At 69.7% G+C, this 26,334-nt stretch carries 25 protein-coding genes; 14 read left to right on the forward strand and 11 right to left on the reverse strand.

Features of this window, described 5'->3' with window-relative positions:
• Window positions 1–23: 23 nt before the first annotated feature.
• Window positions 24–1,205, reverse strand: coding sequence for an acetyl-CoA C-acyltransferase (locus tag QWY84_RS14355; protein WP_290203485.1), 1,182 nt, complete (start codon window positions 1,203–1,205; stop codon window positions 24–26).
• A gap of 461 nt (window positions 1,206–1,666) precedes the next feature.
• On the opposite strand from QWY84_RS14355, the gene QWY84_RS14360 reads away from it, so the two are divergent.
• The gene (locus QWY84_RS14360) at window positions 1,667–2,125 is read left to right on the forward strand and encodes a MaoC family dehydratase (RefSeq protein ID WP_290203486.1); all 459 of its coding nucleotides are present in this window, start codon (window positions 1,667–1,669) and stop codon (window positions 2,123–2,125) included.
• Window positions 2,126–2,144: 19 nt separating this feature from the next.
• Here QWY84_RS14360 and surE read toward each other — a convergent pair whose 3' ends face one another.
• The gene (gene surE, locus QWY84_RS14365; protein WP_290203487.1) at window positions 2,145–2,933 is read right to left on the reverse strand and encodes a 5'/3'-nucleotidase SurE; all 789 of its coding nucleotides are present in this window, start codon (window positions 2,931–2,933) and stop codon (window positions 2,145–2,147) included.
• Window positions 2,934–2,995: 62 nt separating this feature from the next.
• On the opposite strand from surE, the gene QWY84_RS14370 reads away from it, so the two are divergent.
• From QWY84_RS14370 to folE2, 3 genes are all read left to right on the forward strand, one after another.
• Window positions 2,996–3,757, forward strand: coding sequence for an SDR family NAD(P)-dependent oxidoreductase (locus tag QWY84_RS14370; protein ID WP_290203488.1), 762 nt, complete (start codon window positions 2,996–2,998; stop codon window positions 3,755–3,757).
• Between the two features lie 23 nt (window positions 3,758–3,780).
• Window positions 3,781–4,851 (forward strand): phosphotransferase family protein, encoded by a 1,071-nt coding sequence (locus QWY84_RS14375; protein ID WP_290203489.1) that lies wholly within the window; start codon window positions 3,781–3,783, stop codon window positions 4,849–4,851.
• Between the two features lie 342 nt (window positions 4,852–5,193).
• Complete coding sequence (folE2, locus tag QWY84_RS14380) at window positions 5,194–6,099, forward strand: GTP cyclohydrolase FolE2 (protein ID WP_290203490.1); 906 nt, start codon at window positions 5,194–5,196, stop codon at window positions 6,097–6,099.
• A gap of 20 nt (window positions 6,100–6,119) precedes the next feature.
• Here the strand turns inward: folE2 and QWY84_RS14385 are convergent, their stop codons facing one another.
• The gene (locus QWY84_RS14385) at window positions 6,120–6,941 is read right to left on the reverse strand and encodes a metal ABC transporter permease (protein ID WP_290203491.1); all 822 of its coding nucleotides are present in this window, start codon (window positions 6,939–6,941) and stop codon (window positions 6,120–6,122) included.
• The gene (locus QWY84_RS14390; RefSeq protein ID WP_290203493.1) at window positions 6,941–7,669 is read right to left on the reverse strand and encodes an ATP-binding cassette domain-containing protein; all 729 of its coding nucleotides are present in this window, start codon (window positions 7,667–7,669) and stop codon (window positions 6,941–6,943) included. Before QWY84_RS14390 ends, QWY84_RS14385 begins: the two co-directional genes overlap by 1 nt.
• Window positions 7,670–7,804: 135 nt before the next feature.
• Here QWY84_RS14390 and QWY84_RS14395 point away from each other — a divergent pair, with 135 nt between their 5' ends.
• Window positions 7,805–8,785 carry a zinc ABC transporter substrate-binding protein gene (locus QWY84_RS14395; protein ID WP_290203495.1) on the forward strand — a complete coding sequence of 327 codons (981 nt, stop codon included), beginning with the start codon at window positions 7,805–7,807 and terminating at the stop codon, window positions 8,783–8,785.
• A 61-nt stretch (window positions 8,786–8,846) separates the two neighbouring features.
• Here the strand turns inward: QWY84_RS14395 and QWY84_RS14400 are convergent, their stop codons facing one another.
• From QWY84_RS14400 to QWY84_RS14415, 4 genes are all read right to left on the reverse strand, one after another.
• Window positions 8,847–9,092 carry a DUF1244 domain-containing protein gene (locus tag QWY84_RS14400; protein ID WP_290203496.1) on the reverse strand — a complete coding sequence of 82 codons (246 nt, stop codon included), beginning with the start codon at window positions 9,090–9,092 and terminating at the stop codon, window positions 8,847–8,849.
• A 58-nt stretch (window positions 9,093–9,150) separates the two neighbouring features.
• Window positions 9,151–10,143: a PA2778 family cysteine peptidase gene (locus QWY84_RS14405; protein ID WP_290203497.1), complete on the reverse strand. Its 993-nt coding sequence runs from the start codon at window positions 10,141–10,143 to the stop codon at window positions 9,151–9,153.
• Window positions 10,143–11,603 carry a TolC family outer membrane protein gene (locus QWY84_RS14410; RefSeq protein WP_290203498.1) on the reverse strand — a complete coding sequence of 487 codons (1,461 nt, stop codon included), beginning with the start codon at window positions 11,601–11,603 and terminating at the stop codon, window positions 10,143–10,145. The genes QWY84_RS14405 and QWY84_RS14410 overlap by 1 nt, the downstream gene beginning before the upstream one ends.
• A 95-nt stretch (window positions 11,604–11,698) precedes the next feature.
• Window positions 11,699–12,220 carry a Fur family transcriptional regulator gene (locus QWY84_RS14415; RefSeq protein ID WP_290203499.1) on the reverse strand — a complete coding sequence of 174 codons (522 nt, stop codon included), beginning with the start codon at window positions 12,218–12,220 and terminating at the stop codon, window positions 11,699–11,701.
• A gap of 96 nt (window positions 12,221–12,316) precedes the next feature.
• Here QWY84_RS14415 and QWY84_RS14420 point away from each other — a divergent pair, with 96 nt between their 5' ends.
• From QWY84_RS14420 to QWY84_RS14445, 6 genes are all read left to right on the forward strand, one after another.
• On the forward strand, window positions 12,317–12,970 hold the full coding sequence (locus tag QWY84_RS14420; protein ID WP_290203501.1) for a retropepsin-like aspartic protease family protein: 654 nt from the start codon (window positions 12,317–12,319) through the stop codon (window positions 12,968–12,970).
• 321 nt (window positions 12,971–13,291) lie between these two features.
• The gene (locus QWY84_RS14425; protein WP_290203502.1) at window positions 13,292–14,041 is read left to right on the forward strand and encodes an electron transfer flavoprotein subunit beta/FixA family protein; all 750 of its coding nucleotides are present in this window, start codon (window positions 13,292–13,294) and stop codon (window positions 14,039–14,041) included.
• Window position 14,042: 1 nt separating this feature from the next.
• Window positions 14,043–14,984 (forward strand): electron transfer flavoprotein subunit alpha/FixB family protein, encoded by a 942-nt coding sequence (locus QWY84_RS14430; protein ID WP_290203503.1) that lies wholly within the window; start codon window positions 14,043–14,045, stop codon window positions 14,982–14,984.
• Window positions 14,985–15,634: 650 nt separating this feature from the next.
• A complete protein-coding gene (locus QWY84_RS14435) occupies window positions 15,635–16,855 on the forward strand; it encodes a CaiB/BaiF CoA transferase family protein (protein WP_290203504.1) in 1,221 nt (406 codons plus the stop codon).
• Window positions 16,856–16,930: 75 nt separating this feature from the next.
• A complete protein-coding gene (locus QWY84_RS14440; RefSeq protein WP_290203505.1) occupies window positions 16,931–18,475 on the forward strand; it encodes an acetolactate synthase large subunit in 1,545 nt (514 codons plus the stop codon).
• The gene (locus QWY84_RS14445) at window positions 18,472–19,218 is read left to right on the forward strand and encodes an enoyl-CoA hydratase/isomerase family protein (RefSeq protein WP_290203506.1); all 747 of its coding nucleotides are present in this window, start codon (window positions 18,472–18,474) and stop codon (window positions 19,216–19,218) included. The genes QWY84_RS14440 and QWY84_RS14445 overlap by 4 nt, the downstream gene beginning before the upstream one ends.
• Window positions 19,219–19,234: 16 nt before the next feature.
• Here the strand turns inward: QWY84_RS14445 and QWY84_RS14450 are convergent, their stop codons facing one another.
• Window positions 19,235–19,969 carry a UDP-2,3-diacylglucosamine diphosphatase gene (locus QWY84_RS14450; protein ID WP_290203507.1) on the reverse strand — a complete coding sequence of 245 codons (735 nt, stop codon included), beginning with the start codon at window positions 19,967–19,969 and terminating at the stop codon, window positions 19,235–19,237.
• 182 nt (window positions 19,970–20,151) lie between these two features.
• On the opposite strand from QWY84_RS14450, the gene gltX reads away from it, so the two are divergent.
• Window positions 20,152–21,594 (forward strand): glutamate--tRNA ligase, encoded by a 1,443-nt coding sequence (gene gltX, locus QWY84_RS14455; RefSeq protein ID WP_290203508.1) that lies wholly within the window; start codon window positions 20,152–20,154, stop codon window positions 21,592–21,594.
• Window positions 21,595–21,616: 22 nt separating this feature from the next.
• Window positions 21,617–23,011, forward strand: a complete 1,395-nt coding sequence (gene cysS, locus QWY84_RS14460; protein ID WP_290203509.1) for a cysteine--tRNA ligase — start codon at window positions 21,617–21,619, stop codon at window positions 23,009–23,011.
• An 8-nt stretch (window positions 23,012–23,019) separates the two neighbouring features.
• Here the strand turns inward: cysS and QWY84_RS14465 are convergent, their stop codons facing one another.
• Window positions 23,020–24,081, reverse strand: a complete 1,062-nt coding sequence (locus QWY84_RS14465) for a GGDEF domain-containing protein (RefSeq protein ID WP_290203510.1) — start codon at window positions 24,079–24,081, stop codon at window positions 23,020–23,022.
• Window positions 24,082–24,423: 342 nt separating this feature from the next.
• Here QWY84_RS14465 and QWY84_RS14470 point away from each other — a divergent pair, with 342 nt between their 5' ends.
• Complete coding sequence (locus QWY84_RS14470) at window positions 24,424–25,071, forward strand: LptA/OstA family protein (RefSeq protein WP_290203511.1); 648 nt, start codon at window positions 24,424–24,426, stop codon at window positions 25,069–25,071.
• A 74-nt stretch (window positions 25,072–25,145) separates the two neighbouring features.
• Here the strand turns inward: QWY84_RS14470 and QWY84_RS14475 are convergent, their stop codons facing one another.
• On the reverse strand, window positions 25,146–26,324 hold the full coding sequence (locus QWY84_RS14475) for a magnesium transporter (protein ID WP_290203512.1): 1,179 nt from the start codon (window positions 26,322–26,324) through the stop codon (window positions 25,146–25,148).
• Window positions 26,325–26,334: the final 10 nt, after the last annotated feature.

Below are 26,334 nucleotides of genomic sequence, written 5' to 3' on the forward strand. Positions count from 1 at the left end.
GGGGCCGGGATCGCGTTGTCGCCCTAGCAGACCTCGAACAGGCCCGCCGCACCCATGCCGCCGCCGACGCACATGGTGGTGACCACGTACTTGGCGCCGCGGCGCTTGCCCTCGATGAGCGCGTGGCCGACCATGCGGGCGCCGCTCATGCCGAACGGGTGGCCGATGGAGATGGAGCCGCCGTTGACATTGAGCTTATCGTCGGGGATGCCCAGCTGATCCTTGGAGTACAGCACCTGCACGGCGAAGGCCTCGTTGAGTTCCCAGAGGTCGATGTCGTCCATCTTCAGGCCGGTGCGCTCCAGCAGCCGCGGCACGGCGTAGATGGGGCCGATGCCCATCTCGTCGGGCTCCAGGCCGGCGACGGCGAAGCCGCGGAAGATGCCCAGGGGCTCGATGTTGCGCTGCTCGGCGAGCTTGCCGTCCATGACCACGCAGGCCGAGGCGCCGTCCGAGAGCTGGCTGGCGTTGCCGGCGGTGACGTGCTTGTCCGGCCCCATGACCGGCTCCAGCGACGCCAGCCCTTCCAGGGTGGTGTTGGGGCGGTTGCACTCGTCCATGGCGACGGTGCGCTCCTCGGTCCAGGTCTCGCCGGACTCCTTGTCCTTGAAGGCCTGGGTCACCGTCATGGGCACGATCTCGTCGTCGAAGTAGCCCTTCTCCTGGGCGGCGGCGGTGCGCTGCTGGCTGCGCAGGGCGTACTCGTCCTGGTACTCCCGGGAGACGCCGTAGCGCTGGGCGACGATATCCGCCGTCTCGATCATGGAGAGGTAGATCTCGGGCTTGTGCTCCTTGAGCCACTCGTTGTGCAGGTGGTTCTTGTTGAGGTTCGCCTGGGTCAGGCTGATGGACTCGACCCCGCCGGCCGCCGCAACGGGGACGCGGTCGACGAGCACGCGCTGGGCGGCCATGGCGATGGTCTGCAGCCCGGAGCTGCAGAAGCGGTTCACCGTGGTGCCGGCGGAGGTCACGGGCAGGCCCGCGCGCAGGGCGATCTGCCGGGCGATGTTGTGGCCGGTGGCGCCCTCGGGCAGGCCGCAGCCCATGAGCACGTCCTCGATCTCGGCGGGGTCGACGCCGGCGCGCTCCACGGCGTGCCTGAGCGCGTGGCCGCCCATGTCGGCCCCATGGGTCATGTTGAAGGCGCCGCGGAAGGATTTGCCCAGAGGCGTGCGGGCGGTGGAGACAATCACAGCGTCGGACATGGTGCTCTCCTCGTCGAATTCCGAATGCGTGGCCGTGCTGAGGACCCGGAGTGGTCGTTCGGGTGTTGCGCGGTCAACCGGATGTCGTGCATGGCAGCAAGCGCTGGCTGGCCGCTTTCCATCGAGTGTGATTCAGTATAGGGTGTTCCGCATTGGATGCAAAATTTTAAAACAACGTTCCGCTAGGCGGAATTACCATGAAAGGGTTCCGTCCGGGCGCGGGGCGGGGCTTGTTGTTCGGGCTCCGGAGCTCCGCTTACGGCCCCTGCTTCATGTGAAGCAGGGGCCTATCCTCCGCTCCGGCCTGGCCGGCTGACAGCACATCCTTGTGCTGACAGCCGGTGGCGGCGTCCCTGCCGCCACCCTTCGGGCCGGACGGCCTGCGCTCCGGCGCTGCGCAAGTCGCCCGAACAACAAGCCCCGCCCCGCGCCCGGACGGAACGGATCACGAGGAGAACAGTGTGCTGGTCGTTGACGGAATCGAGGAAATCAAGGCGCTGGGCGGGCGCGACCTGGGCGTGACCGACTGGGTGACGGTGGACCAGGAGCGCATCAATGCCTTCGCCGAGGCCACCGGCGATCACCAGTGGATCCACGTGGACGAGGAGCGCTGCCGGCGGGAGTCCCCCTACGGCACCACCATCGCCCACGGCTTCCTGACCATCTCCCTGCTGCCCATGCTCGCCCAGCAGCTCATCGAGTTCCGCGGCATCAGCGCACGGCTCAACTATGGGCTGAACAAGCTGCGCTTCACCGGGCCGGTGCCCGCGGGCTCGCGCGTGCGCCTGCGCCAGACCATCAAGGACGTGAGCGAGCGCGACGACGGTAGCCTGCAGGTGACCGCCGATGTCGTCATCGAGGTCGAGGGCACGGACAAGCCGGCCTGCATCGCCGAGTCCGTGGCGCTGTGCCTGCCCTGAGCCGGGGCAGGCGGGAGCCTCATGCCGGGATCTCGGCGTCCAGCAGCACGCCCAGGTCGGCCTCCGCCCGCGGGTCGTCGCGCTCCAGCTGCAGCGCCGAGATGGCGATGCGGTTGTCGCGGAGGGCGACCACATCGGAGTCGGCGGCCGTGATACCGGAGGAATCGTGGCTGAAGGCGAACCAGTAGTAGGGCTTGTCCCGGGTGTCGATGCGCTCCTCGACCCGGGCGCCGCTGATGGACCCCCGCGCCTGGCGGCAGACGCGCCGGCCGGCCACCGAGCCCGGCGGCACGGCCGGGAAATTGATGCTGAAGCAAAGGTCCGTGCGCCGGTGGGCGGCCAGCAGCGTGCGCAGCAGCGCCGGTGCATGCGTGCGAACCGTGTCCCAGGGCGGCGGCGCCGGGCTGCGGAAGGCCTGGCTCAGGGCAACGGCGGGCACGCCCATGACCAGGGCGGTCATGGCGGCGCCGAGGGTCCCCGAGTAGGCCACCGAGTCGCTGACGTTGGCGCCGCGGTTGACCCCGGAGAGCACCGCATCGGGCGGCGCACTCGCCATCAGGTGCTGGGTCGCCATGACAACGCAGTCGCTGGGCGTGCCCGAGACGGCGTAGCGGCGGGGGGCCAGCTGCCGGCAACGCACGGGCTCGTGCAGGGTGACGCTGTGGGAGCTGCCGCTCTGGTCCCGCTCCGGGGCCACGATCCAGACCTCGTCGGCGACCTCGGCGGCGATGGCCGCCAGGTGGTCCAGGCCTTCGGCGTCGACGCCGTCGTCGTTGGTCAGCAGGACGCGGGAGAGTCGTTCGCGCATGGGTCATCCTCGGATGGTGCAAAGCGAGCCATTAGAAACGAAATCCGTGAACGGGAGAAGACATGATGATTGATCTCAAGGACAAGGTAGCGCTGATCACCGGCTCCAGCCGGGGCATCGGCAAGGCGATTGCCGAGGCGTACGCCGAGCACGGCGCCCGGGTGGTGATCTCCAGCCGCAAGGCCGAGGCCTGCGAGCAGGTGGCGAAGGAGCTCACGGACAAGGGCTACGAGGCCATCGCGGTTCCCTGCCACATCGGCGACAAGGGCGAGCTGCAGAAGCTCGTCGACGCGACCATGGCGCAGTGGGGGCGCATCGACATTCTCGTGTGCAACGCTGCCACCAACCCGGTCTACGGCCCCATGACCGAGCTCACCGACGAGGCCTTCGACAAGATCATGGCCACCAACGTGAAGAGCACGTGGCAGCTGTGCAACATGGTCGTGCCGCAGATGGCGGAGCGCGGCGACGGCGCGGTCATCCTGCTGTCCAGCATCGCGGCGCTGCGCGGCAATACCGTGATCGGCGCCTACGGCGTGTCCAAGGCCGCGGAGGCGGCGCTGGCGCGGAACATGGCCCTGGAATGGGGGCCGTCCAACGTGCGCGTCAACGCCATCGCGCCGGGGCTGGTCAAGACGGACTTCGCCCGGGCACTCTGGGAGGATCCGGACCGGCGCCAGCGCATCGAGAACCAGACGCCGCTGCGCCGCATCGGCGAGCCCGAGGACATCGCCGGCGTGGCGCTGTTCCTCGGATCGAGCATGGGCGCCTACGTGACCGGGCAGACCATTGTTGCCGACGGCGGCGAGACGGTCGTCGGCTGAGACTGCAGAGGACAAGCCGGATCATGAGCGAACAGACCCAGCAGCTGGTGGAGGTCCTGGAGGCCCACCGGTTCGACGAGAACGCACTGGCGGCCTACCTGCACCAGCAGCTCCCCGGCGAGCTCGGGGATGACCTGGACATCAAGCAGTTCCAGGGCGGGCAGAGCAACCCCACGTTCCTGCTGCGTTCCGGCGGGCGGCGCTATGTGCTGCGCAAGAAGCCCCCGGGCAAGCTGCTGCCCTCGGCCCATCAGGTGGAGCGCGAGTACCGGGTGATGTCGGCGCTGCAGGATACCGACGTGCCGGTCCCGGAGATGCTGCTGCTGTGCGAGGACGACGCCGTCATCGGCACGCCGTTCTACGTCATGCGCTTCATCGAGGGCCGTGTCTACAGCCATCCGGCGCTGGAGGAGGTCCCGCGGGACGAGCGGCGGCCGATCTTCGAGGCCAAGGCCGACACCATGGCGCGGCTGCACAGGGTGGACTACGAGGCCGTGGGGCTCGGGGATTTCGGCAAGCCGGGCAACTTCCTGGAACGCCAGATCGGGCGCTGGAGCAAGCAGTACGAGGCCTCGCGTACCGGCGAGAACCCGTCCATGGAAAAGCTCATGGAATGGCTGCCGCAGAACATCCCGGCGGACAGCGACGAGACCACCATCGCTCACGGCGACTTCCGCCTGGGCAATCTCATGCTCCACCCGGAGCGGCCCGAGGTGGTGGCGGTGCTGGACTGGGAGCTGTGCACCCTGGGCCACCCGCTGTCGGACCTGGCGTACTGCTGCATTCCCTACCACCTGCCGTCGGGCCTGCCGGGCATCCGCGGGCTGAATGACCTGGATCTCGCCGAGCGCGGCCTGCCCACGGAGCAGGAGTTCGTGGACATGTACTGCCAACGGGCGGGCCGTCAGGGCGGCATCCCGGACTGGCCGTTCTACACGGCGTTCGCCCTGTTCCGGCTCGCAGCCATCCTCCAGGGCGTCTACAAGCGCGCCCTGGACGGCAATGCCGCCAACGCCGACGCCCTGCAAGTGGGCGAGGGTGCCACCATTCTCGCCGACGCCGGCTGGAAGGAGGCCCAGCGCCTGCAGCGCTGAATGCGGCACCCGTGCCGTCAAGGCCCGGTCGCCACCGCATGGCGCCGGGCCTGCTCCTTCTCGCGCCGCCCGGTATCGATCGTTCCGCTCCGCCGGCCGGTGGGGGCCGGCAGTGGTCGGACCTTCGTCCCGGATCCCCGGGCGCCCGGGGGTTTGCCCGGACACCTGCTTACGATACGATATAACGTAATATAAGAGGCCAGGGCGGAACGCTCCCGGACCAAGAGGGATCATGGGGGCGTCGGCGGCGATGCCCCCTCACGCTGCCGGCGGATATCCCTCGGCCGCACGCGTTGCCTGGCCGTTCCGGCGTTTCCGTTTTTAACGGAGGATCGTTGACCGATGGCGCAGCATCCCCTGGCCGATGTCGCCGATGATACGGCGACGCTCGGCGGCTCTCTGCCGTGGGTCGGCATGGAGAGCATTGCACTGCCGTTCCAGGTCGCCGGCCGGCCCGTCAATGGCCGTATCTCGGCCGGGGTGAGCCTGGATGACCCGTCGGCGCGGGGCATCCACATGTCGCGCCTCTACCTGGCGCTGGCCGCGCTGGAAGACCGCGAGGTCTCCGTGGCGGGTGTGTCGTCGGTGCTGGAGGCCTTCCTGGCCAGCCACGAGGGTCTCTCGGAAGCGGCGTTCCTGGATGTGGGCGGTGACGCGCTGCTCCGGCGTCCGGCCCTGGTCAGTCCCCTGTCGGGGTGGAAGGCCTATCCCTTCACGTTGCGCAGCCGGCGCGACGCCGGCGGCGTGCAGGCCGTTCTCGACCTGACGGTGGGCTACTCCTCGACCTGCCCCTGCTCGGCGGCACTGGCCCGGCAGCTCATCCAGCGGGCCTTCGACGAGGAATTCGCCCACGCGCCGGTGACCCGCGACCAGGTGCGGGCGTGGCTGGGAAGCGAGCAGGGCATCCCGGCCACGCCGCACAGCCAGCGCAGTCAGGCCCACGTGTCGGTGCGTCTGGCCGATGGTCTCGACGGCCTGCCGCTGGTGGCGCTTGTGGACTCCATCGAGAAGGCACTCGGCACGGCGCTGCAGACGGCCGTCAAGCGCATCGACGAGCAGGCCTTCGCCCGGGCCAACGGCCAGAACCTGATGTTCTGCGAGGACGCGGCCCGACGCCTGCACCACGCCCTGCGCCAACACGAGGCCGTGCAGGGTTTCCGCTCGCGCGTGGTCCATGCCGAGAGCCTGCATGCCCACGATGCCGTCGCTCACAGCGAGTGGAACTGGACCGGCGGCGGTCTCCGCTAGCGAAGGCGTCCGCAGCCTGCTCAGCGATCGCCGTCAGCGGCGGCGGACCGGGTGCTGGCCTTGATACGCCCGGCGAGGCTGGACAGGGCGAACAGGCCGGCCGCCACGCTGACGATGGTGGGGCCGGTCGGGGTGTCGAGCCAGTAGGCTGCCTGCAGCCCGCCGGTGGTGGCGGCTGTCCCGAGGGCGGCGGCGATCAGCACCATCGCCTCCGGCGTGCGGCTGAAGGGGCGCGCCGCCGCGGCGGGAATGATCAGCAGGGCGGTGATCAGCAGTACACCGACGACCTTCAGCGCCACGGCGACAACCACGGCGAGCGACAGGACCAGGATCATCTGCTCGCGTTCCGGGGCGACGCCGCTGGCGTGGGCGAGATCGGTATTGAGCGTGGCCGTCAGCAGGCCCGACCAGCGCCGGCCCATGAGTCCCAGAACCAGTGCGGCGCCCGCCCAGATGACGGCGAGGTCGGCCTTGCCGACGGCGAGGATGTCGCCGAAGAGGTAGGCCATCAGGTCGATGCGCACACCGTGCACAAAGGAAACGGCCACCAGCCCGAGAGCGAGCGCGGAATGGGCCATGACACCCAGAAGGGTATCCATGGCATGGCCCCTGTCGCTCAGCGACGAAACTGTTCCCGCCATGACCAGCGAGACGACCAGCACGCCGGCGAGAATCGAGGTCGACAGGACAAGCGAGACGGCGACGCCGAGCACGGCGGCGTGGGCGGTCGCATCGCCGAAGTAGGCCATGCGCCGCCACACGACGAAGCAGCCCAGCGGTGCGGCGGCCAGGGCGACGCCGATCCCGGCGAGGGCGGCGCGAACCAGGAAGTCGTCGAGCATCAGGACGTCATCTCCAGCGGAACCGGACGGGAATCGTGCTCATGGCGGTACAGGGCGACGGCATCCCGGGCATCCATGCCGAACATGGCCAGGTAGGCCGGCGAGGCGGTCACCCGCTCCGGCGTCCCCTCGCAGCAGATCGAGCGGTTCAGGCAGACGACGCGATCGGATGACCGCATCACCACGTGCAGCTCGTGACTGACCATCAGTACGCCGCAGCCGAGCTCGCGGCGCAGCGGTTCGAGCTCGCGGTAGAAATCGGCACTGCCGCGGTGGTCGAGCCCCTGGGTCGCCTCGTCGAGAATCAACAGGTCGGGTGACTCCAGCAGGGCGCGCGCCAGCAGAACGCGCTGGAACTGGCCGCCCGACAGGGCGCTCATCTGGCGCCCGCCGAGGCCGCCGGCACCTGCCCGCTCGAGCACCTGTTCGACCGGGCGGGCCGAACGGCGGCGGGGCAGGCCCATGAACCGTGACACCGTCATCGGCAGGGTGGCGTCGAGATGCAGGCGCTGCGGAACATAGCCGATGGTCAGCCCCGGGGCCTTGTCGATACGCCCGCGGCTGGGGCGCAGCGAACCGATGATGCTCCGCAGCAGCGTGGTCTTGCCCGAGCCGTTGGGGCCGACGATGGTAACGATCTCGCCCGGCTCCACCCGGAGGTGGATGTCCTCCAGGACGAGGCGGCCGCCGAGGGCGATGTCCAGATCCTTGATCGCCAGCAGTGTCATGGGCGTCTCCCGGACGACGAGTGGCTGAGCCGGCTTGATACCGGGTGCGGGTACTGTTCCCGCTGTTGTTTTTAATGTTATAACGTTTCATATATCCACTCAAGCTGATCCCGACATCCAACCCTGGAGGAACCCATGACATTCCGTATCCGCCACTACGCAATGGCCCTGTTGCTGGCACCGGCCGTCGTCGCCGGGGAAGTGCCGTCCGTCGCGGTGGACATCCCGCCGGTCCACTCGCTGGTCGACCGGGTGATGGGCGATCTCGGCAGCCCGGACCTGGTGATCCAGCCGGGAGCATCGCCGCACGGCTACTCCATGCGGCCCTCGGAAGCGGCTGCTCTCGATCGCGCCGGGATCGTTTTCTGGGTCAGCGAAGACCTGACGCCCTGGCTGAAGCGTTCCATCGACACCCTGGCCGGCGACGCCGTCAGCGTGCAGCTGATGGATGTGCCCGGCACGCTGCGGCTGGACTACCGCGAGGGGGCGACGCTTGATTCCCGTGAGGACGCGCATGATGACCATGACCACGGCCATGAGCATGACCAGGGGCACCAACACAGCCATGGTCACGACCACGGCCACGCCCATCATGGCGAGGATCCGCACGGCTGGCTGGATCCTGCCAATGCGCAGGTATGGCTCGATGCGATTGCGGAGTCGCTGGCCGATGCGGATCCCGGGAACGCGGCGACCTATCGGGACAACGCGCGCCTGGCCAGGGAAGAGCTCGAGGACTTGACCGACGAGCTGGACGAGCGCCTCGCGAAAGCCCGTGGCGCTCGTTTCGTCGTCTTTCACGACGCCTACCAGTACTTCGAGAACCGCTTCGGCCTGTCGGCGGCTGGCGCCATTGCGCTGGGCGACGCGTCCGACCCGAGCCCGGCGCGGATCGATGCGCTCCGCCAGCGGGTGGAGCAGCTCGATGTCGATTGCGTGTTCAGCGAGCCCCAGTTCAACCCGGCGCTGATTGACAGCGTGTTCGGCGATACCGGAGTAGATACCTCCATCGTCGTCGATCCGCTGGGTGTCGACCTGCCGCTGGGCGGGCGCCTGTACGGCGCGCTGCTGCAGCGGCTGGCCGAGGGCGTGACCAGTTGCGCGCAAGGCCGCTGAACCGGCCTTCCCGGGGCCGAATGGGACCGGGCGCGGCCTCCGTGCAGGCCGCGGGGGGCCACTATTTCTGGTACTTCGCCTTCCACTCGCTGTAGGGCATGCCGTAGACGATCTCCTTCGCCTCCTCGTCGGTCATCGCCAGGCCGCGCTCCTCGGCGGCGGCGCGGTACCACTTGGACAGGCAGTTGCGGCAGAAGCCGGCCAGGTTCATGAGGTCCAGGTTCTGGACGTCGGTGCGCTCGCGCAGGTGACTGACGAGCTGCCGGAAGGCCGCGGCCTCCAGCTCGATCCGGGTCTGTTCGTCCATTGCGGTGCCTCCTGTCATCGGTGTCGACATGGTGCCCATGCTGCCACAGGGGCCGGGGCTACGGGCCCGGGGCCGGCCCTGTCGCCCCGGTGGTGCAGCGTTCGCGGATGGTCTCCCGCGTGTTGCGGATCGCTTCCGCGAACGGTCCCTCGGCGTCCGTCGCCTCCGGTGCCACGGCCTCCGCCTCGCTGCAATCGCCGCGCTCCAGCAGGATCATCGCCAGGTTGTTCCGCAGCACGCCGCGCCGGCTATCCGCCTGCTCCAGGCCGCGGCGGCCGGCGTGTTCCGCTGCGGCCAGATCGCCCTGATCGTAGTGGAGGTTCACCAGGGCGATGTGCAGGCCGCCGGAAGCGGGCCAGCGCGTGCGTCCCGTTTCGTAGGCGGCCCGCGCCGCGTCGGTGTGCCCGGTTTCCTCCAGATCCAGTGCTGCCTGCAGCCAGGTGCCGGGCTCTGCGGTGGCCGGGAGCCGGTCCGGCGGCACCACCACCACGGCCCACCGGTCACTGCGGCTCCAGGTGCGACGGAAGCGATCCAGCGGGCTGTAGTGCCGCTCGCGTTCTCCGGAGCGCAGAATGAAGGCGTCCTTCTGCGGGTCGTAGCCGACCACCACCGCATAGTGCCACACGGGCACCCAGCCCAGGCCGAGGTTCTGGAGCACGAGCACGGGATGGCCGGCGCGCAGCTCCTCCGCCAGGGCATCGAAGGTCCCCGGAATCCGGTAGGCCACCCGTCCGCGGGCCCGGGCCTGGGCGAGCATCTCCGCCTGCAGCGTGCCCTCCCGGGCGGGGATGAACAGGTCGGATTCCAGGGCCTCCGGTGTCACCTCGCGGCCGCTCCAGCCCAGCACCTCGGCGAGCGCCGCGGGTCCGCACTGGAGCGCTTCCTGGGGATGGTACGGGACGTCGGTCAGCTCCAGGTGCGCCTGCGGCTCCTCGCTGAAGGCATCCTCGGCGTCGATCGCCGTGAGAGAGGCACAGCCTCCGAGCAGGCCGGCGACCGCGGCGACCAGGGATGCAGCGCGCGCCGCCCGGAACCGTGGGTTACAGGACATCAGCCGTCGTCGCCGGAGCTCTCCGGTCCATTGGATGGCTCCGCTTCGGCGGGGTCGACAAGGCTCTCGATCTCGCGTTCCTGCTGTTCCGAGTTGGCCAGGAAGTAGTTGACGTCATCCACGGTGGAGCCGTCGATTCCGGATCCCACGGCGACCTGGAGCTCGAGATAGTTGAGGAGGTAGTTGTAGCGCGCTTCCGCCAGGTCCCGTTGCGTGGCGAAGCGGTCCCGCTGGACGTTGAGCAGATCCAGGGTGGTGCGCAGCCCTACCTCCAGCCCCCGCCGGGTGGAGCGCTCGGTGCTGCGTGCCGACTCCAGCGCCTGCTCCAGCGCGCCGATGCGCCGGAGACTGGAAACCAGGTTCAGGTAGGCGGACTCGGCGTCGAGGCTGGCCTCGCGCTTCGCGTCCACGGACTCCTCGAAGAATGCGTCCCGCTCGGCCCGGGCCTGGCGGACCCGCGACGACGCGGCGCCGCCCGTGTACAGGGGCATGGTGACGCTGAGACCGACGGCGGCCTGCTCGGAGTCGACCTCGCCCGGGATCTGCCCCGGCTGACTGCCCGCGAGCCTGTCATCCTGGTAGTTGCGGCCGTAGCTGGCCACCAGATCCACCTGCGGGTAGCGCTCCCCCTGGAGGCGCCGGATCTCGGTGCGGGAGCGCCGGAACTCGCTCTCCGCCAGCCGCACGTTCAGGTTGTTGCGCCGCGCCCGCTCCGCCCAGGCCTCCGCCGAGTCGGGGGAGGGGGTCTGGGCGGCGAAGTCTTCCCGCAGCCCGGCGATGTCGCCGGGCCGGCGGCCGATGAGGCTGCGCAGGTTCTCGCGGGCGATCTGCAGCTGATTGCGGGCCTGGAGGCGGTCGGCCTGAACGCGGTCGTAGCGGGCCTGCGCGGCGTCGCGGTCGGTCACCGTGCCGCTGCCCACTTCCAGCTCCCGTTCGGCGCGCTCCAGCTCCGACTCCACGGCCTCCAGCTCCGCGTCCGTGAGCTCCAGGGTGTCCTGGGCCAGGAGCATGTCGAAATAGGCCTGGCTGACCCGCAGCAGGATGTCCTGCTGGCTCCGGGCGTACTCGAGGCCTGCCTGGTTCTGCAGGATCTCGTTCTGGTCCGCCACGGCGAAGCTTTCCTTGCGGAACAGCGGCTGGGTCACCGACACGCCGGCGGACCAGCTGTCGTACTCGACACTCTGGCGCGGTGCGCTACCGACCTCGGAGTTCTCCCAGTTGCGGTTGGCGCCGGCCTCCAGGTTGACGTCGGGGAGAAACAGGGCGCGCGACTGGGCGTCCAGCTCCTCGCTGGCACGCAATCGCGCCCGTGCGGCGCGCAGTTGCGGATCCCTGTCGATGGCGAGGCGGTAGGCCTCGCTCAGGTCCAGGCGGTCGTCGGCGGCCGCCCCCTGGCTGCCCGCCAGCAGTGGTCCGGCAAGGCAAAGGGCGAGGCCGAGACTCCTTGTGAGTGCACGCATGGTCGGCACGTCTCCGTGAACATCCTGTACGGTTTCGAAAAGCGGGCGCGGTAACCTTATGACGGATCCCGGCCGAGGGCAAGCCGACCGCGCGGTCAGCCGCTTGCCGATCCGGTGGCCGTTCCCGGAGACGGGTCCCTGCAAAGCGGGCACAGGCCGTTGATCTCGATGGTCTGGGAGCTGACCAGGAAGCCCAGCTCGCCCGCCTTGGCGCTCAGTACCCGGTGGACATCGTTGTCGTCCAGCTCGGCGACGGCGTGGCACTGCTCGCAGATCAGGAACTGGCCGACGTGCGGGTGAGCCGGGCTGCCGCAGCCGATGTAGGCGTTCAGCGATTCGATCCGGTGAATCAGCCCCTCCTCCAGCAGGAAATCAAGGGCCCGGTAGACCGTCGGCGGCGCGGCGCTGCGGCGCTCCGCGCGCAGTCGATCCAGCAGGTCGTACGCCTTCACCGGCGCATGCCCGTTCCAGATGAGCTCCAGGACCCGCCGCCGGATCGGCGTCAGGCGAACCCCCCTTTGCCGGCATTGGCGTTCGGCCTGCGCGAGTGCATCATCGACACAGTGCCCGTGGTCATGATCCGCGTGCTTGAACGGGGTAACGACGCTGGTGGCCATGGTGCGCTCCTCGCTTCCCTGTGCAACACTATAACATGCGAGTGCCCGGGCGTGGTGCGCCCGGGATGCCCCGAGCCCCGGCCTGGAGGTCTCCTTATGCATGGACGCGCGATGCTGACGGCGTTGCTGTTGCTCTTCGGCGTGGCCGCACCGTGGTCAGCGCCGCTGGCGCTGCCGGACGTGGCCGTGCAGGCGCTGATGGGCGACCGCGTCGTCATCCGCTGGCAGGGGGCGACGCATCAGCTGGGCGTCGGCGACAGCGTCAACGGTCTGTCCCTGCTCGCCGCCGACAGCGACGGGGCTGTCTTCGAGTACCGGGGGGAGCGCTTCCAGCGCGGGCTCAGCAACAGGGTGGGCGGCAGCTATGCCGATCCGGCGCCGCCGGAAGTGCGCATCCGGCCGGACGAGCGGGGCATGTACCGGACCCGCGGGCGGATCAATGGCCGTTCCTCGGAACTCATCGTGGACACCGGCGCCAACCTCGTGGCCATGGGCCGCGGCCAGGCGGAGGCGCTGGGCGTGGAGGTCGACGGCGGGCTGCGGCGCCGCGTGGAGACCGCCGGCGGCGTGACCACCGGCTACGAGGTGCGCCTGGACCGGGTCTCCGTCGGAGGCGTGGAGGTGCGCAACGTCCCCGCCGTGATCCTGGAAGGCGCGGGCCCGCCGGTACCCCTGCTGGGCATGTCCTTTCTCGGCCGCGTGAATATGCGCCAGGAGGGTGGCGTCCTGCTGCTGCGCGGGTCGCAGTAGTCCAGGGCGTCGATGAGCAGCGGGCAACGCAGCCCGGCGCGGCGATCGCGGGAAGCGGTAACAGGCCTTAAGTATGGGGCGGTTTGGAGAAAGGCGACACCGGCGGTGCCTTCTGTACAATGAGTTCGTTCGCCCGGCCTGCGTTCGCTGTCCGGCGCTGCCGGCCGCGGTATGTGGCGGGGCGGCCAATTTGACACGATTCAGAAGCTTATCTATTCTCACCGCACATTCGCGAAATGCAGTTTCGCATTGCGGAATATCCGGCCGGTGCCGGAGCCTCAACTGACTGTCGCCAAGCGCACAACGCAGAACGGAGATGCTATGAAGATTCTGGTGCCTGTGAAGCGCGTGGTGGACTACAACGTGAAAGTCCGCGTCAAGGCGGACGGCAGCGGCGTAGAGACCGCCAACGTCAAGATGTCCATGAACCCCTTCGACGAGATCGCCGTCGAGGAGGCCGTGCGGCTCAAGGAGAAGGGTGTCGCCGAGGAGGTCGTGGTGGTCTCCATGGGCGTGAGCCAGTGCCAGGAAACCATCCGCACGGCGCTGGCCATGGGCGGCGACCGGGGCATCCTCGTGGAGACGGACGACGAGCTCGAGCCGCTGGCGGTGGCCAAGATGCTCAAGGGCCTGGCGGAGAAGGAGAGTCCGGACATGGTCATCCTGGGCAAGCAGGCCATCGATGACGACGCCAACCAGACGGGGCAGATGTTCGCGGCCCTGATGGGCTGGGGCCAGGGCACCTTCGCCTCGGAGGTGGACATCCAGGACGGCTCCATCCAGGTGACCCGCGAGATCGACGGCGGCGCCGAGACCGTCAAGCTGAAGCTGCCGGCGGTGGTGACCACGGACCTGCGCCTCAACGAGCCGCGCTATGCCAAGCTGCCCAACATCATGAAGGCCAAGAAGAAGCAGCTGGACACCCTTTCGCCCGCCGACCTGGGCGTGGATACCACGCCGCGGCTGAAGACCGTCAAGGTCGCCGAGCCGCCGAAGCGCCAGGGCGGCATCAAGGTGGCGGACGTGGCCGAGCTCGTGGACAAGCTCAAGAACGAAGCGAAGGTGATCTGACATGACCATTCTCGTGGTAGCGGAACATGACAACGCGCACCTGGCCTCGGCGACCCTGGGGACGGTGACCGCCGCGAAGGCCATCGGCGGTGACGTGCACGTGCTGGTGGCGGGCAAGGACTGCGGCCCCGTCGCGGAGGCCGCGGCCAAGGTCGACGGCGTGGCCAAGGTGCTGGTCGCCGATGCCCCTCACTACGAGCACGGCCTGGCGGAGGATCTCGCCAGCCTGGTGGCCGGCATGGCGGGTGACTACGGCCATCTCCTGGCACCGGCGACCACCTTCGGCAAGAACTTCATGCCTCGGGTTGCGGCCCTGCTGGACGTGGCCCAGGTCTCCGACATTACGTCGGTGGAATCGGAGGACACCTTCACGCGCCCGATCTACGCCGGCAACGCCATGGCGACGGTGCAGTCCACGGACGGCATCAAGGTGATCACGGTGCGGCCGACGGCGTTCGAGCCGGCGGCTGCCGAGGGCGGCTCGGCGGCGGTGGAATCCGTCGAGGCGAGCGAGCACAGCGGCGTCGCGGACTTCGTCAGCCAGGAGCTGACCAAGTCGGACCGCCCGGAGCTGACCTCGGCCAAGATCGTGGTCTCCGGCGGCCGCGGCATGGGCAGCGGCGAGAACTTCAAGATCCTCGAGGAAGTGGCCGACAAGCTCAACGCCGCCCTGGGGGCCTCCCGTGCGGCGGTGGACGCCGGGTTCGTGCCCAACGACTACCAGGTGGGCCAGACCGGCAAGATCGTCGCCCCGGATCTCTACATCGCCGTGGGCATCTCCGGGGCCATCCAGCACCTGGCCGGCATGGAGGGCTCCAAGGTCATCGTCGCCATCAACAAGGACGAGGAGGCGCCGATCTTCGAGGTGGCCGACTACGGCCTGGTGGCCGACCTGTTCCAGGCGGTGCCGGAGTTCTCCAAGGAGCTGGACAAGGTCCTGTAAGGGGGCGTGAACCATCCGGCAGCACACGACGGGACGCTCTTCGGAGTGTCCCGTTTTTGTTTCCGGTAAGGTGATGTCTACGCCGGGCGTGACGATGTGGTTGCCGGCGGCTTGCGGTTGGGTCGTTGCATGAAGGCAGGGGGATCGGTTGGGCTCCGGAGTTCCGCTTACGGAAGCGAAGCTTCCTACCCTCCGCTCCGGGCTGGCCTGGCGACAGCACATCCCTGTGCTGACGCCAGGTCGCTTCATCCCTGAAGCGCGACCCCTCCGGGGCCGGGCGCCCTGCGCTCCGGCGCTCCACAAGTCGCCCAGCCGATCCCCCTGCCTCCATGCAACGACGGGCATGGGGCAGCTGCGCGCTTGTTTGTTCCCCGTCGTCTTGCGGAGGCGGGTGCTTGGCCTGGGCGACTAACGGAGCCCCGGAGCGCAGGCCGTCCGGCCCCGAAGGGGTGGCGGCAGGGATGCCGCCACCGGCTGTCAGCACAGGGATGTGCTGTCAGCCGGCCAGGCCGGAGCGGAGGAATCAGGCGGAGTTCCGGAGCCCAGGCCAAACACCCGTCTCCACAAGACGACCCGTCCGTAAGCCGATATCCGATGGACCGGACAATCGCCGAGCTCACGATTCGTGACCGCGCAGGAGCACGAAAGCCATGACCAAGGTTCTCGAACACATCCGGGTTCTCGATCTCAGCCGGATCCTGGCCGGCCCCTGGGCCGGGCAGTTGTTCGCCGACCTGGGCGCGGAGGTGATCAAGGTCGAGCGGCCCGGGCGCGGGGATGATACCCGCGGGTGGGGGCCGCCCTACCTGGAGGACGAGCACGGCCATCCCGCTGCCTCCGCCTATTACCTGTCCTGCAACCGCGGCAAGCAGTCCGTGGCCATCGACATCACCACCGCCGACGGCCAGGCCCTGGTGCGGGAGCTGGCCGCGCGCAGCGACATCCTGCTGGAGAACTACAAGGTGGGCGGCCTGGCCCGCTACGGTCTGGACTACGCCAGCCTGGCGGCGGTGAATCCCGGGCTGATCTACTGCTCCATCACCGGCTTCGGCCATACCGGACCCTACCGCGAGCGCGCCGGCTACGACTTCCTCCTGCAGGCCATGGGCGGGCTCATGAGCATCACCGGCGCGCCCGACGCCGAGGGCGGCGAGCCCACCAAGGCCGGCGTCGCCCTGACCGACATCCTCACCGGCATGTACGCCGCCGTCGCCAGCCTCGGTGCCCTGGCGCACCGGGAGCGCACCGGCGAGGGGCAGCATATCGACCTGGCGCTGCTGGACGTCCAGGTGGCCACGCTGGCGAACCAGGCCATGAACTACCTGGTCACCGGCGAGGCGCCCGGGCGCATGGGCAATGCCCATCCCAACATCGTGCCGTACCAGACCTTCCCCACCCGGGACGGCCACCTGGTGCTTACCGTGGGCAATGATGACCAGTTCCGGCGCCTGTGCGAGACCATGGGGCGCCCCGATTTGCCCGCCGACCCCCGTTACGCCACCAATGCCGGGCGCGTGGCGGGCCGCGCCGAGCTGGTCCCCGAGCTCACCGCCGTGTTCCGGACGCGCACCACCGACGCCTGGCTGGCGGACCTGGAGGCGGCCGGCGTGCCCTGCGGCCCCGTGAACAGCATCGACCGCGTGTTCGCGGATCCGCAGGTCCGGGCGCGGGGCATGCAGACCACCGCGGAGCATCCGCAGCTCGGCCCCGTTCCCGGGGTTGCCAATCCCATCCGCTATTCCGCCACGCCGCTGGGAACCGGGTCGCCTGCGCCAGGTCTGGGCGAGCACACGGATCCGGTTCTGGAGCAGGTCCTGGGCTACTCCGGGGAAGCCCTCACCGCCCTGCGCCGCCGGGGTGTGATCGACTGACTTTGACGCCGACGAGCGGCTGCGGTCTGATGGTCGGCAATACGTCCTGAAAGGTCGGTGAGGGGAGCTGTACGCATGAACGGAGCAGAAACACTGTTACGGACGCTGGTGAACGGCGGCGTCGACGTCTGTTTCGCCAACCCCGGAACATCCGAGATGCACTTCGTGGCCGCCCTGGACCGTGTCCCGGGCATGCGGCCGGTGCTGGGCCTGTTCGAGGGCGTGGTCGCCGGGGCGGCGGACGGCTACGCGCGCATGGCGGACAAGCCCGCGGCAACGCTGTTCCACCTGGGGCCCGGGCTGGGCAACGGCCTGTCGCAGTTCCACAACGCCATGCGCGCCCGCACCCCCGTGGTCAACGTGGTCGGCGAGCACGCCACCTGGCACCGGCAGTACGAGACACCGCTGGCCTCCGATGTCGCGGCCTACGCCCGGCCCGTCTCCGGCTGGCTGCGGACCTGCGCCGGGGCCCGGACCCTGCCGGCGGATGCCCGGGCGGCGGTGCGGGCGGCCTGGGGGCCGCCCGGGCAGATCGCCAGCCTGATCCTGCCCGCGGACTGCAGCTGGGGCGAGGCCGGGGAGCCGGAGCCGCCGACGGAACCCACATCCCGGCGCACGGTGGATGACAGCGTTGTCCAGGAGGTGGCCGCGGTGCTCGCCTCCGACGAGCCGGCGGTGGTGCTCATGAACGGCGCGGCGGTGCGGGCCGACGGCCTGCACGCCGCCAGCCGGCTGGCCCGGGCCAGCGGCGCGCGCGTGCTGGCGGACACGTTCACGCCCAGGCTGCAGCGGGGAGCGGGGCGAAGCCCCGTGGAGCGCTTTCCCCGCTACCCGGACCAGGGGGCGGCGCTGCTGGCCGAGGCGCGGCACCTGATCCTGGTGGAGACCGTGCCGCCGGTGGGCTTTTTCGCCTATCCGGACCAGCCGAGCTGGCTCACCCCGGAGGGTTGCCGCATCCATACCCTGGCGGCGCCGGGGGAGGACTCGGTGGCCGCGCTGGAGGCGTTGTGCGAGCGGCTGGGCGCCGGTCCCGACGACGCCGTCATCCAGGAGCCTGCGGTTCCCGAGCCGGCCCGGGGCGCCCTGACGCCGCAGTCCGTGGCCCAGAGCGTTGCCGCGTATCTCCCCGAGGGCGCCATCGTCTCCGACGAGGCGGTGACCTCGCGGGGCGGCCTGCCCGAGGCGACGGCCGGCTGCCCGCCCCACGACTGGCTGTCGCTCACCGGCGGCGCTCTGGGCGGCGGCCTGCCCATGGGCATCGGTGCGTCGGTGGCCTGCCCGGATCGCAAGGTCCTGTGCCTGCAGGCGGACGGCGCCGGCATGTACAACGTCCAGTCCCTGTGGACCATGGCCCGGGAGCGGCTGGATATCACCGTAGTGGTCTACGCCAATCGCAGCTACCGGATCCTGCACAACGAGTTCGACCGCCTGGGGCTCGGCGAGCCGGGCGCCGGCGCCCGGGCGCTCATGGACATCAGCGGCCCCGAGCTCGACTGGACGGCGCTCGCCCGGGGCATGGGCGTGGAGGCCCACCGGATCGAGTCTCTGGATGCGTTCAACCAGCGGTTCGCCGAGGCCATGCGCACCCGCGGGCCGCAGCTGCTGGAGGTGGTGCTGTGATCGGCCGGGAGACCCGCGACGGCGTCGCCGTCCTCGCGCTGGACCGCCCGCAGCGGCGCAACGCCCTGTCCACGGCCCTGGTGGAGGCGCTGGACGAGGCCCTGACCGGGGCGGCGCAGGACCCGGAGGTCGGCGCCATCGTGCTCACCGGGGCGTCGCCGGGCTTCTGCGCCGGCAGCGATCTCGGCGAGATGGGCCGCTGCAGCGACGAGGCGGCGCTGGCGGAGCATCAGCGCTACCCCGGCGCCGTGGCCCGGCGCCTGGGCCTGCTGGACAAGCCGGTGGTCGCCGCGGTGGAGGGGTTCGCCTTCGGCGGCGGATTCATCCTCGCCGTGTCCTGTGACCTGGTGGTCACGGCCGACGATGCCGTCTGGAACCTGGCCGAGGTGCCCAACGGCTTCCTGCCGCCCTGGGGGCTGACGGCCCTGGCCGCGCGGGTGGGCCCGGTGACCGCCCGGCGGCTGACCTGGGGGTTCGAGCGGCTGGACGGCACGACGGTGCAGGCGCTCGGCGCGGCGGACTACGTGGTACCCGGCGGCGGGGCGCTGGAGCGCGCGCTGGCCGTGGCCGCGCAGCTGGCCGCGTTGCCGCCGGCGGCCGTCGCCGCGACCAAGCGCTTCTACCAGCCCATGATGGACGCCGGGGCCGAGAGCCGCGACGCCGCCGCCCTGCGTGCCTTCGTGGAGAACTGCCGCGAGCCCGGGGCCCGGGCGCTGCTGAACCGCTACGCCGGCAGGGAATAGCCGGGGCCGGCGGGCGTTATCCGACCGGGATCTCACGCAGCTGGTAGTCGCCGTCCTGGTAGCGCAGCACGCTGCCCTGCTCGAACCAGTCACCGAGAACGATCCGGGTGGCCGGGCGGCCGTCCAGCTCGAAGGTATGGGTGTCCGGCCGGTGGGTGTGCCCGTGGATGAGCCGCTGGACCCCGTGCTCCCGCATGGTCTCGCGCACGGCATCCGGGTTCACGTCCATGATGGCCTCCGAGCCGCCCGCCAGGGCGCTGGTGTGGGAGGTGCTCTCGTCCCGGGCCTCCCGGGCCAGGGCCAGGCGCTCCTCCACCGAGCGGGCCAGGAATTCCCGCTGCCACGCCGGGTCGTGGACCATGGCGCGGAACTGTTGGTAATCGCGGTCGTCCGTACAGAGGAGATCCCCGTGCATGAGCAGCACGGGCTCGTCGCCCAGGCGGATGACGGTGGGATCGTCCAGCATGCGCGCGCCGGTGGCCTCGGCGAAGCCCTCGCCCAGCAGGAAATCACGATTGCCGCGCATGACGTACAGCGGCGTGCCGGTGGCGGCGAACGCCCGCAGCCCGGCCAGGACGGGATGGTCGGCGGGCACGGCGTCGTCGCCGATCCAGGCCTCGAACAGGTCGCCGAGAATGTACAGGGCGTCAGCGCGGCCGGCGGTCTCCTGGAGAAACTGCAGGAACAGCTGGACGATCCGTGGCCGGCGTTCATCCAGGTGCAGGTCGGCGATGAAGACCGTGGGCAGCATGGCGGGTTCCTTGCCGTCAGGATTGCTCGGACGAGACGGCATCGTACCAGTGTCGCGCCCCGCCGATAAGCGGACGGCCGCCCGGGCCAATGGTATGCCCCGGGCGGGGTTGCATCCGCAGGGCGGTTGGGCCGGCCGCGGGACTCGGCTATGATGGCGCGCCCGACGAGGAGGCCAGCGGTTTGAGCGAGCACGGCACGTACCCGGACCCCGATCGGCGCACGCGCACGCGTTTCGCGCCCAGCCCCACCGGCTTGCTGCACATCGGCAACCTGCGCACGGCGCTGTTCAACGCCCTGCTCGCGCGCCGCGACGGCGGCGACTTCGTGCTGCGCATCGAGGATACCGACGCCGAGCGCTCCCGTGCCGAGCACGTGCACCAGCTGTGCGAGGACCTGCAATGGCTCGGGCTCGACTGGCAGGAAGGGCCCGGGGTGGAGGGCCCCTGCGCGCCCTACGCCCAGTCGGCCCGCCAGGCGGTGTACGACGAATACTTCGCGCAGCTGGAGGCCGCCGACCAGGCGTATCCGTGCTTCTGCACGCAGCAGGAGCTGGAGCGGGCCCGGCAGGCCCAGCGCGCCGCCGGCAAGGCCCCCCGCTACCCCGGCACCTGCGCGAACCTCACCCGCGCGGAACGCCAGGCACGGCTGGAGCGGGGCCTGCGGCCGACCCTGCGCTTCCGCGTCCCCGGCGGGCGCACGGTGGCGTTCGACGACCGCGTCCGCGGCACGCAGCGCTTTGCCACGGATGACCTGGGGGATTTCATCATCCGCCGGGCGGACGGTACGCCGGCCTTTTTCTTCAGCAATGCCGTGGATGATGCCCTCATGGGCATCACCCACGTGCTGCGCGGCGAGGATCATGTCACCAACACGCCCCGGCAGTTGCTGCTGCTGGAGGCGCTGGGGCTGGCCGCGCCCGCCTACGGCCATATCAGCATGATTACCGGCGCGGACGGCGCGCCGCTGTCCAAGCGCAACGGCAGCCGGGCGGTGAGCGAGCTGCGCGATGCCGGCTTTCTGCCGGAGGCGGTGGTGAATCACCTGGCGCGCCTGGGTCATGTGTACGAGGATCATCGCCTGCTGGATCTGGATGCCCTGGCGGACGACTTTGCGCTGGAGCGCCTGGGCCGGGCCCCGGCCCGGTTCGATCCGGAGCAGCTGCAGCACTGGCAGCGCGAGGCCGTGCAGGCGCTGTCCGCCGAGCGCATGGCCGCCTGGATGCGCGCGGCGGCGGGGGATGCCCTGCCGGCGGACCGGGAGGCGGCGTTCGCGGCCGCGGTGCGGGATAATGTGCGGTTCCCGGAGGATGTCCGCCGGTGGTGCGCCGTCCTGCTCGGTGACGCCTGGGAGCCGGACGCGTCCGGTCGCGCCTGGTTGCGGGACGCCGGGCCGGCGTTCTTCCAGGCGGCGGCCCGGGCCCACGGCGACTGGCAGGCCGTCACCGCCGCCGTGAAGGCGGCCACCGGGCGCAAGGGCAAGTCGTTGTTCATGCCCCTGCGCGTGGCGCTCACGGGGCTCGCTCACGGGCCGGAGCTGCCGGCGGTGCACGCGCTGCTGGGCGAGGAAGAGGCGCGGCGGCGGTTCCGGCGGGCGGCGGAGCTGGCCGCCGGCGACGACCAGTAAAACCCGATACGGAGACGGTTGCATGCTCGAGATCTACAACAGCCTGACGCGGTCCAAGGAGGTCTTCCGCCCCATCCGGGAAGGCGAGGTCCGCATGTACGTCTGCGGCATGACCGTCTACGACTACTGCCATCTCGGCCACGCCCGGGCGCTGGTGGTCTTCGATGCGGTGGCGCGGTATCTCCGCTACCTGGGCTACCGGCTCACCTACGTGCGCAACATCACCGACATCGACGACAAGATCATCAACCGGGCGCGGGAGACCGGCGTCGCGCCGGATGTGCTCACGGACCGGTTCATCGAGGCCATGCACGAGGACGAGCGGGCGCTGGCGGTGCTGCCGCCGGACCACGAGCCGCGGGCGACGCAGTCCGTGGAGGCCATGCAGGCGCTCATCCAGCGGCTCATGGACAAGGGCCTCGCCTACCAGGGGACCGGCGGCGACGTCTACTACCACGTGGCCGCCTTCCCCGCGTACGGCAAGCTCTCCGGCAAGCGGCCCGAGGACCTGCGTGCCGGGGCGCGGGTGGACGTCGAGGAGGACAAGCGCCACCCGGGGGACTTCGTGCTGTGGAAGCGGGCCAAGGCCGGCGAGCCCAGCTGGCCGTCGCCCTGGGGCGAGGGCCGGCCGGGCTGGCACATCGAGTGCTCTGCCATGTCGGCCTCGCACCTGGGGGAGCACTTCGATATCCACGGCGGCGGCCTGGATCTCCAGTTTCCCCACCACGAGAACGAGATCGCCCAGAGCGAGGGGGCCAGCGGCCACCCGTTCGTGAACTACTGGATGCACAACGGTCACGTGCGCGTCGACGACGAGAAGATGGCCAAGTCCCTGGGGAACTTCTTCACCGTGCGCGACATCCTGGCGCAGTACCGCCCGGAGGAAGTGCGCCACTTCCTGCTGTCCAGCCATTACCGCAGCCCGCTGAACTACACTGCCGACGCCCTGGAGCACGCCCGCGGCGCGGCGGAGCGGCTGTACCTGGCCCTGCGCGGGCTGGAGCCGGCGGCACCGGGGGAGGCCGGCGGCACGTTCCGGGAGCGCTTCCGCGCGGCCATGGACGACGATTTCAATACCCCGGAGGCACTGGCCGTGCTCTTCGATCTGGCCCGGGAAGTCAATCGCACCCGGGAGTCGGATACGGCCGGGGCGGCCCGGCTCGCCGGGCTGCTGCGGGAGCTCGGCGGCGTCCTGGGGCTACTGCAGACGGATCCCGAGGACTACCTCAAGGGCGGGGAGACGGAAGAGGTGGTCCCGGGGCTCACGGCGGCCGACATCGACGCCCTGCTGGAGCAGCGCCAGGCCGCCCGCCGGGCAAAGGACTTCGTCGCCGCCGACCGGATCCGGGATGATCTCCAGTCCCGCGGCATCGTCATCGAGGACAGCCCCTCCGGCAGCACCTGGCGGCGGGCTTAGGACACCAACTAGCCATCGGCCCGCCGGGTCTCCTCTTCGGGGAGAGCCGGCGTGCGGTCGATGACCCGGTTCCGGCCCGTCTCCTTGGCGTAATAGAGCCGCCGGTCCGCCATGACCAGCAGGGTTGCCGGGTCGTCGGCATCCTCCGGGTATACGGCGACACCGATGCTGACGGTCACCCGGAACGTGATGCCGTCGTCCGTCGTGACGTCCGTCGCGGCCGCCGCGGCGCGGATGGTCTCGGCAATGTGGAGCGCGCCCTCCCGCCCGGTGCCGCTGAGCAGCACCTGGAACTCCTCGCCGCCCCAGCGGCACGGCAGATCGCTGGCCCGGAGGCGCTGCCGCAGCAGGTCCGCAAACACCTGCAGGGCCCGGTCCCCGGCATTGTGGCCCTGCTGGTCGTTGATCGCCTTGAAGTGATCCAGGTCCATGGACAGCAGCGCATATGACGCCCCTTCCCGTCGTGCTTCCGCGTGCTTGCGCTCCAGGGCCGGCTCCAGTGCGGACCGGTTGGGCAGCCCGGTCAGCGCATCCGTCGTCGCCAGCCTGTGGAGCCGCTGCTCCGTTTGTTCCCGGGCCGATTCATAGGCGTACGACAGGGCCATGATCACCAGGGCGCAGAGGACTACGTTGGCGATCGCGATGGTGCTCATCAGCTCGCTGTCGTCCCCCGCCCGCTGGAAGTAGATGGCCGCCGAGAGGGACAGGAACAGCACCGAGATCAGCAGGCCGTGCCGGCGCCCCAGCAGCAGGTGGGAGATCAGCGGGATCAGGAAGACCCAGACGAAGATCGTGGGTGTGCCGTCCGGCGTGCTGATGGCGATCATCATGGTGCCGAAGAACAGCACCAGGTAGAGCATGATCCACCGCTGGGTGAGGCGGTTGCGGGCGATCCAGTACAGCAGCCAGGCCGAGAACATGCCGATGAGCAGCTCGATCGCCGCCAGCGGGTAGACCCCGCGCTGGATGTTCAGTGCGCTGAACAGCAGGCAACCGCCGACGGTGAACGCGAGCAGCGTCTGCAGCACCAGCAGGCGTTGTGGGTCGATGGTCGCGCGGTTGTCAGCCATGAGCTCCGGGCGTTTTCCCGTTGCGGCCGGCCCCGACACCGCCGGGCCGGCGTTCACTGACAGCCGCCGCCGACCCCGTCGGCACGGGGCCGTCATTCCTCTTGCTCCGGGACGCTGTCCGGCAGTCCCGTACCCCGATATCCGCTTCCGCAACTTCAAACACGCGGGAGATTTCCTATTTTGTTACTAACCTTTCGGGGGACTTGGCAATGTCTCCCGAAAGGTTAGCAATTGCATGCGGCGGATCGTCCGTCGATTCACGGTATCAAACCCCGTCTGGGGTGAACAGACTGGCCCAATCGTAGCGCACATCTGGTCAACAAACCGTCAGAGGAATGAAAAATGAAGAGCATGATTATTCGCGAGGCGAACGAGATCCGGAAATTCTCGGAGAATTTCTCCAGGCTCTGCAGAAATCCCATCGATCCCGATTATTTCCTGAATGCCGACACGGTTCGCGCATTCTACAAGAAGGGGCGGATGATCGGCGGCTACACCATCAACAGCCAGGGGCCTCTGCGCTACCGGCAGATGATCCCCGAGCCCGTGCGATCGGAGGCCGGTATCGCGCGCTATTTCGACGGCAATGATGCCTGCGAGATCACCTGCTTCTGGCTGATCCGGGCGCACCTGACCAGCCAGGAACGGAACAATGTCTATCTTCTTTCCGCCGTCGATGCGCTCCGCGCGCGCAGGAAGTGGATATTCGGCGGCTCGGTGCATCCCAAGCTCGCGCGGACGCAGAAGCGCGTCCTGCCCAACGTCGTCTACCGCGGGCCCTGGGACTTCGAGGGCAGCCCCGCCGGCGCGGAGGTCTACTGCGCCCGCTGGTGGCAACTGTTCGCCCTGATCATCGTGGCGTATACGTCGACTTCGGTCATGGATCGGGTCAAGGCGGCCCGGCTGGCGCTGCGCCGACGGTGGCTCGGCAGCCGGATCGCGGCGGACCGGCGGGCGACCGCCCGGGCCGTGGAGTCGGCCGGGACCTGAGGCGCCGGGGCGGGCACGGGTGCGTGGTGCGGGGCGGCCGTCCCCTGCTGTCCGGCAGGGGACAGCAGGGACGCTCAGAGAATCACCAGCGTGGCCAGGAACAGCATCAGGCCCATGCCGATGATATCGGTGAACGTGGTCAGGAAGATGCTGCTGGCGGTCGCCGGATCGGCCCCGAAGCGCTTGAGGACCAGCGGCACCATGACGCCGAAGATGCCGCTGCCCACGCAGGCACCGATCATGGCAATGAAGATGACCAGTCCCAGCAGGACCGGCTGGAGGGAGCCGGTGGCCACGGCGTAGCCGAACATCGCGATGCCGGCGATGACGCCGACCAGGGCCCCGTTCAGGGCGCCGAGCAGGATCTCCTTGCGTAGCAGTCTGCTGACCGGGTAGTTGCGCATCTGGCCCAGCGTGATACCGCGCAGCGTGATGGCGAGGGCCTGGCAGCCGGTGTTGCCGCTCTGGCCCGCGAGTACGGGCAGGAACGCGGCCAGGGCCACGACCTGGGTGATGGTGTCCTCGAACATGCCCACGACGAAGGCGGCGGCGAAGGCGGTGATCAGGTTGACCTGCAGCCAGGGGTGGCGCATGCGGAACGCGGCGAACACGGAGGTGTTGATCTGCTCCTCCTTGGCGACACCGTACTGGGTGCCGGCCTGGCCGCTGAGCTCCGAGGCGATGCGCTCGTACAGCTTCCAGCCGTGGACGACGCCAACCACGTGCTGCTGCTCGTCGACCACCGGGTACATGGGATAGTGCCGGTACAGCACTTCGTCCACCGCCTCGCTCACGGGGGTGTCCGCGCGGAAGGAGAAGGGGTTGCGGAGCATGATGCCGGCCAGGGTCTCGGAGGGCTTGGCCAGGAGCAGGTCGCGCATGCCGACGATGCCCACCAGCCGCTGCTCGTCGGTGGCGAAGATGTAGCTGATCTCCGAGATGTCCATGCTCTTGACCAGGAACGCCAGGGCCTCGGCGACCGTGTTGGCGGCCGGCAGGATCGCCGGGGCGGGGGTCATGAGCTCGCCGATGGTTTCCTCGATACCGGAGAGGACGGCCTTGGTGGCGGCATCCTCGGGGGCCGCGCTCTCGGCGAGATGAGACGCGACGGCGGCGGCCTGCTCGGCGGGCAGGCGCGAGAGGATGAACTGGATCTCGTCCGGAGGCAGCTTGACCAGGATCTCCGCGGCATCCAGGGGAGTCTCGTTCCTGACCGTTTCGACCAGCTCGGTGATTCCCAGGCTCTGGGGCATGTTGGCAACC

The organism is Aquisalimonas lutea, assembly GCF_030409225.1.
GTDB lineage: Bacteria > Pseudomonadota > Gammaproteobacteria > Nitrococcales > Aquisalimonadaceae > Aquisalimonas > Aquisalimonas lutea.

Coding starts and splice junctions, on each gene's coding strand:
- QWY84_RS14440 (WP_290203505.1), top strand. CDS start 16,931: ATGAACGGAGCAGAAACACTGTTACGGACGCTGGTGAACGGCGGCGTC.
- QWY84_RS14450 (WP_290203507.1), bottom strand. CDS start 19,969: ATGCTGCCCACGGTCTTCATCGCCGACCTGCACCTGGATGAACGCCGG.
- QWY84_RS14370 (WP_290203488.1), top strand. CDS start 2,996: ATGATGATTGATCTCAAGGACAAGGTAGCGCTGATCACCGGCTCCAGC.
- folE2 (WP_290203490.1), top strand. CDS start 5,194: ATGGCGCAGCATCCCCTGGCCGATGTCGCCGATGATACGGCGACGCTC.
- QWY84_RS14385 (WP_290203491.1), bottom strand. CDS start 6,941: ATGCTCGACGACTTCCTGGTTCGCGCCGCCCTCGCCGGGATCGGCGTC.
- QWY84_RS14355 (WP_290203485.1), bottom strand. CDS start 1,205: ATGTCCGACGCTGTGATTGTCTCCACCGCCCGCACGCCTCTGGGCAAA.
- QWY84_RS14375 (WP_290203489.1), top strand. CDS start 3,781: ATGAGCGAACAGACCCAGCAGCTGGTGGAGGTCCTGGAGGCCCACCGG.
- QWY84_RS14410 (WP_290203498.1), bottom strand. CDS start 11,603: ATGCGTGCACTCACAAGGAGTCTCGGCCTCGCCCTTTGCCTTGCCGGA.
- QWY84_RS14425 (WP_290203502.1), top strand. CDS start 13,292: ATGAAGATTCTGGTGCCTGTGAAGCGCGTGGTGGACTACAACGTGAAA.
- surE (WP_290203487.1), bottom strand. CDS start 2,933: ATGCGCGAACGACTCTCCCGCGTCCTGCTGACCAACGACGACGGCGTC.
- QWY84_RS14420 (WP_290203501.1), top strand. CDS start 12,317: ATGCATGGACGCGCGATGCTGACGGCGTTGCTGTTGCTCTTCGGCGTG.
- QWY84_RS14395 (WP_290203495.1), top strand. CDS start 7,805: ATGACATTCCGTATCCGCCACTACGCAATGGCCCTGTTGCTGGCACCG.
- cysS (WP_290203509.1), top strand. CDS start 21,617: ATGCTCGAGATCTACAACAGCCTGACGCGGTCCAAGGAGGTCTTCCGC.
- QWY84_RS14405 (WP_290203497.1), bottom strand. CDS start 10,143: ATGTCCTGTAACCCACGGTTCCGGGCGGCGCGCGCTGCATCCCTGGTC.
- QWY84_RS14430 (WP_290203503.1), top strand. CDS start 14,043: ATGACCATTCTCGTGGTAGCGGAACATGACAACGCGCACCTGGCCTCG.
- QWY84_RS14465 (WP_290203510.1), bottom strand. CDS start 24,081: ATGGCTGACAACCGCGCGACCATCGACCCACAACGCCTGCTGGTGCTG.
- QWY84_RS14400 (WP_290203496.1), bottom strand. CDS start 9,092: ATGGACGAACAGACCCGGATCGAGCTGGAGGCCGCGGCCTTCCGGCAG.
- QWY84_RS14415 (WP_290203499.1), bottom strand. CDS start 12,220: ATGGCCACCAGCGTCGTTACCCCGTTCAAGCACGCGGATCATGACCAC.
- QWY84_RS14390 (WP_290203493.1), bottom strand. CDS start 7,669: ATGACACTGCTGGCGATCAAGGATCTGGACATCGCCCTCGGCGGCCGC.
- QWY84_RS14435 (WP_290203504.1), top strand. CDS start 15,635: ATGACCAAGGTTCTCGAACACATCCGGGTTCTCGATCTCAGCCGGATC.
- QWY84_RS14470 (WP_290203511.1), top strand. CDS start 24,424: ATGAAGAGCATGATTATTCGCGAGGCGAACGAGATCCGGAAATTCTCG.
- QWY84_RS14475 (WP_290203512.1), bottom strand. CDS start 26,324: ATGCCCCAGAGCCTGGGAATCACCGAGCTGGTCGAAACGGTCAGGAAC.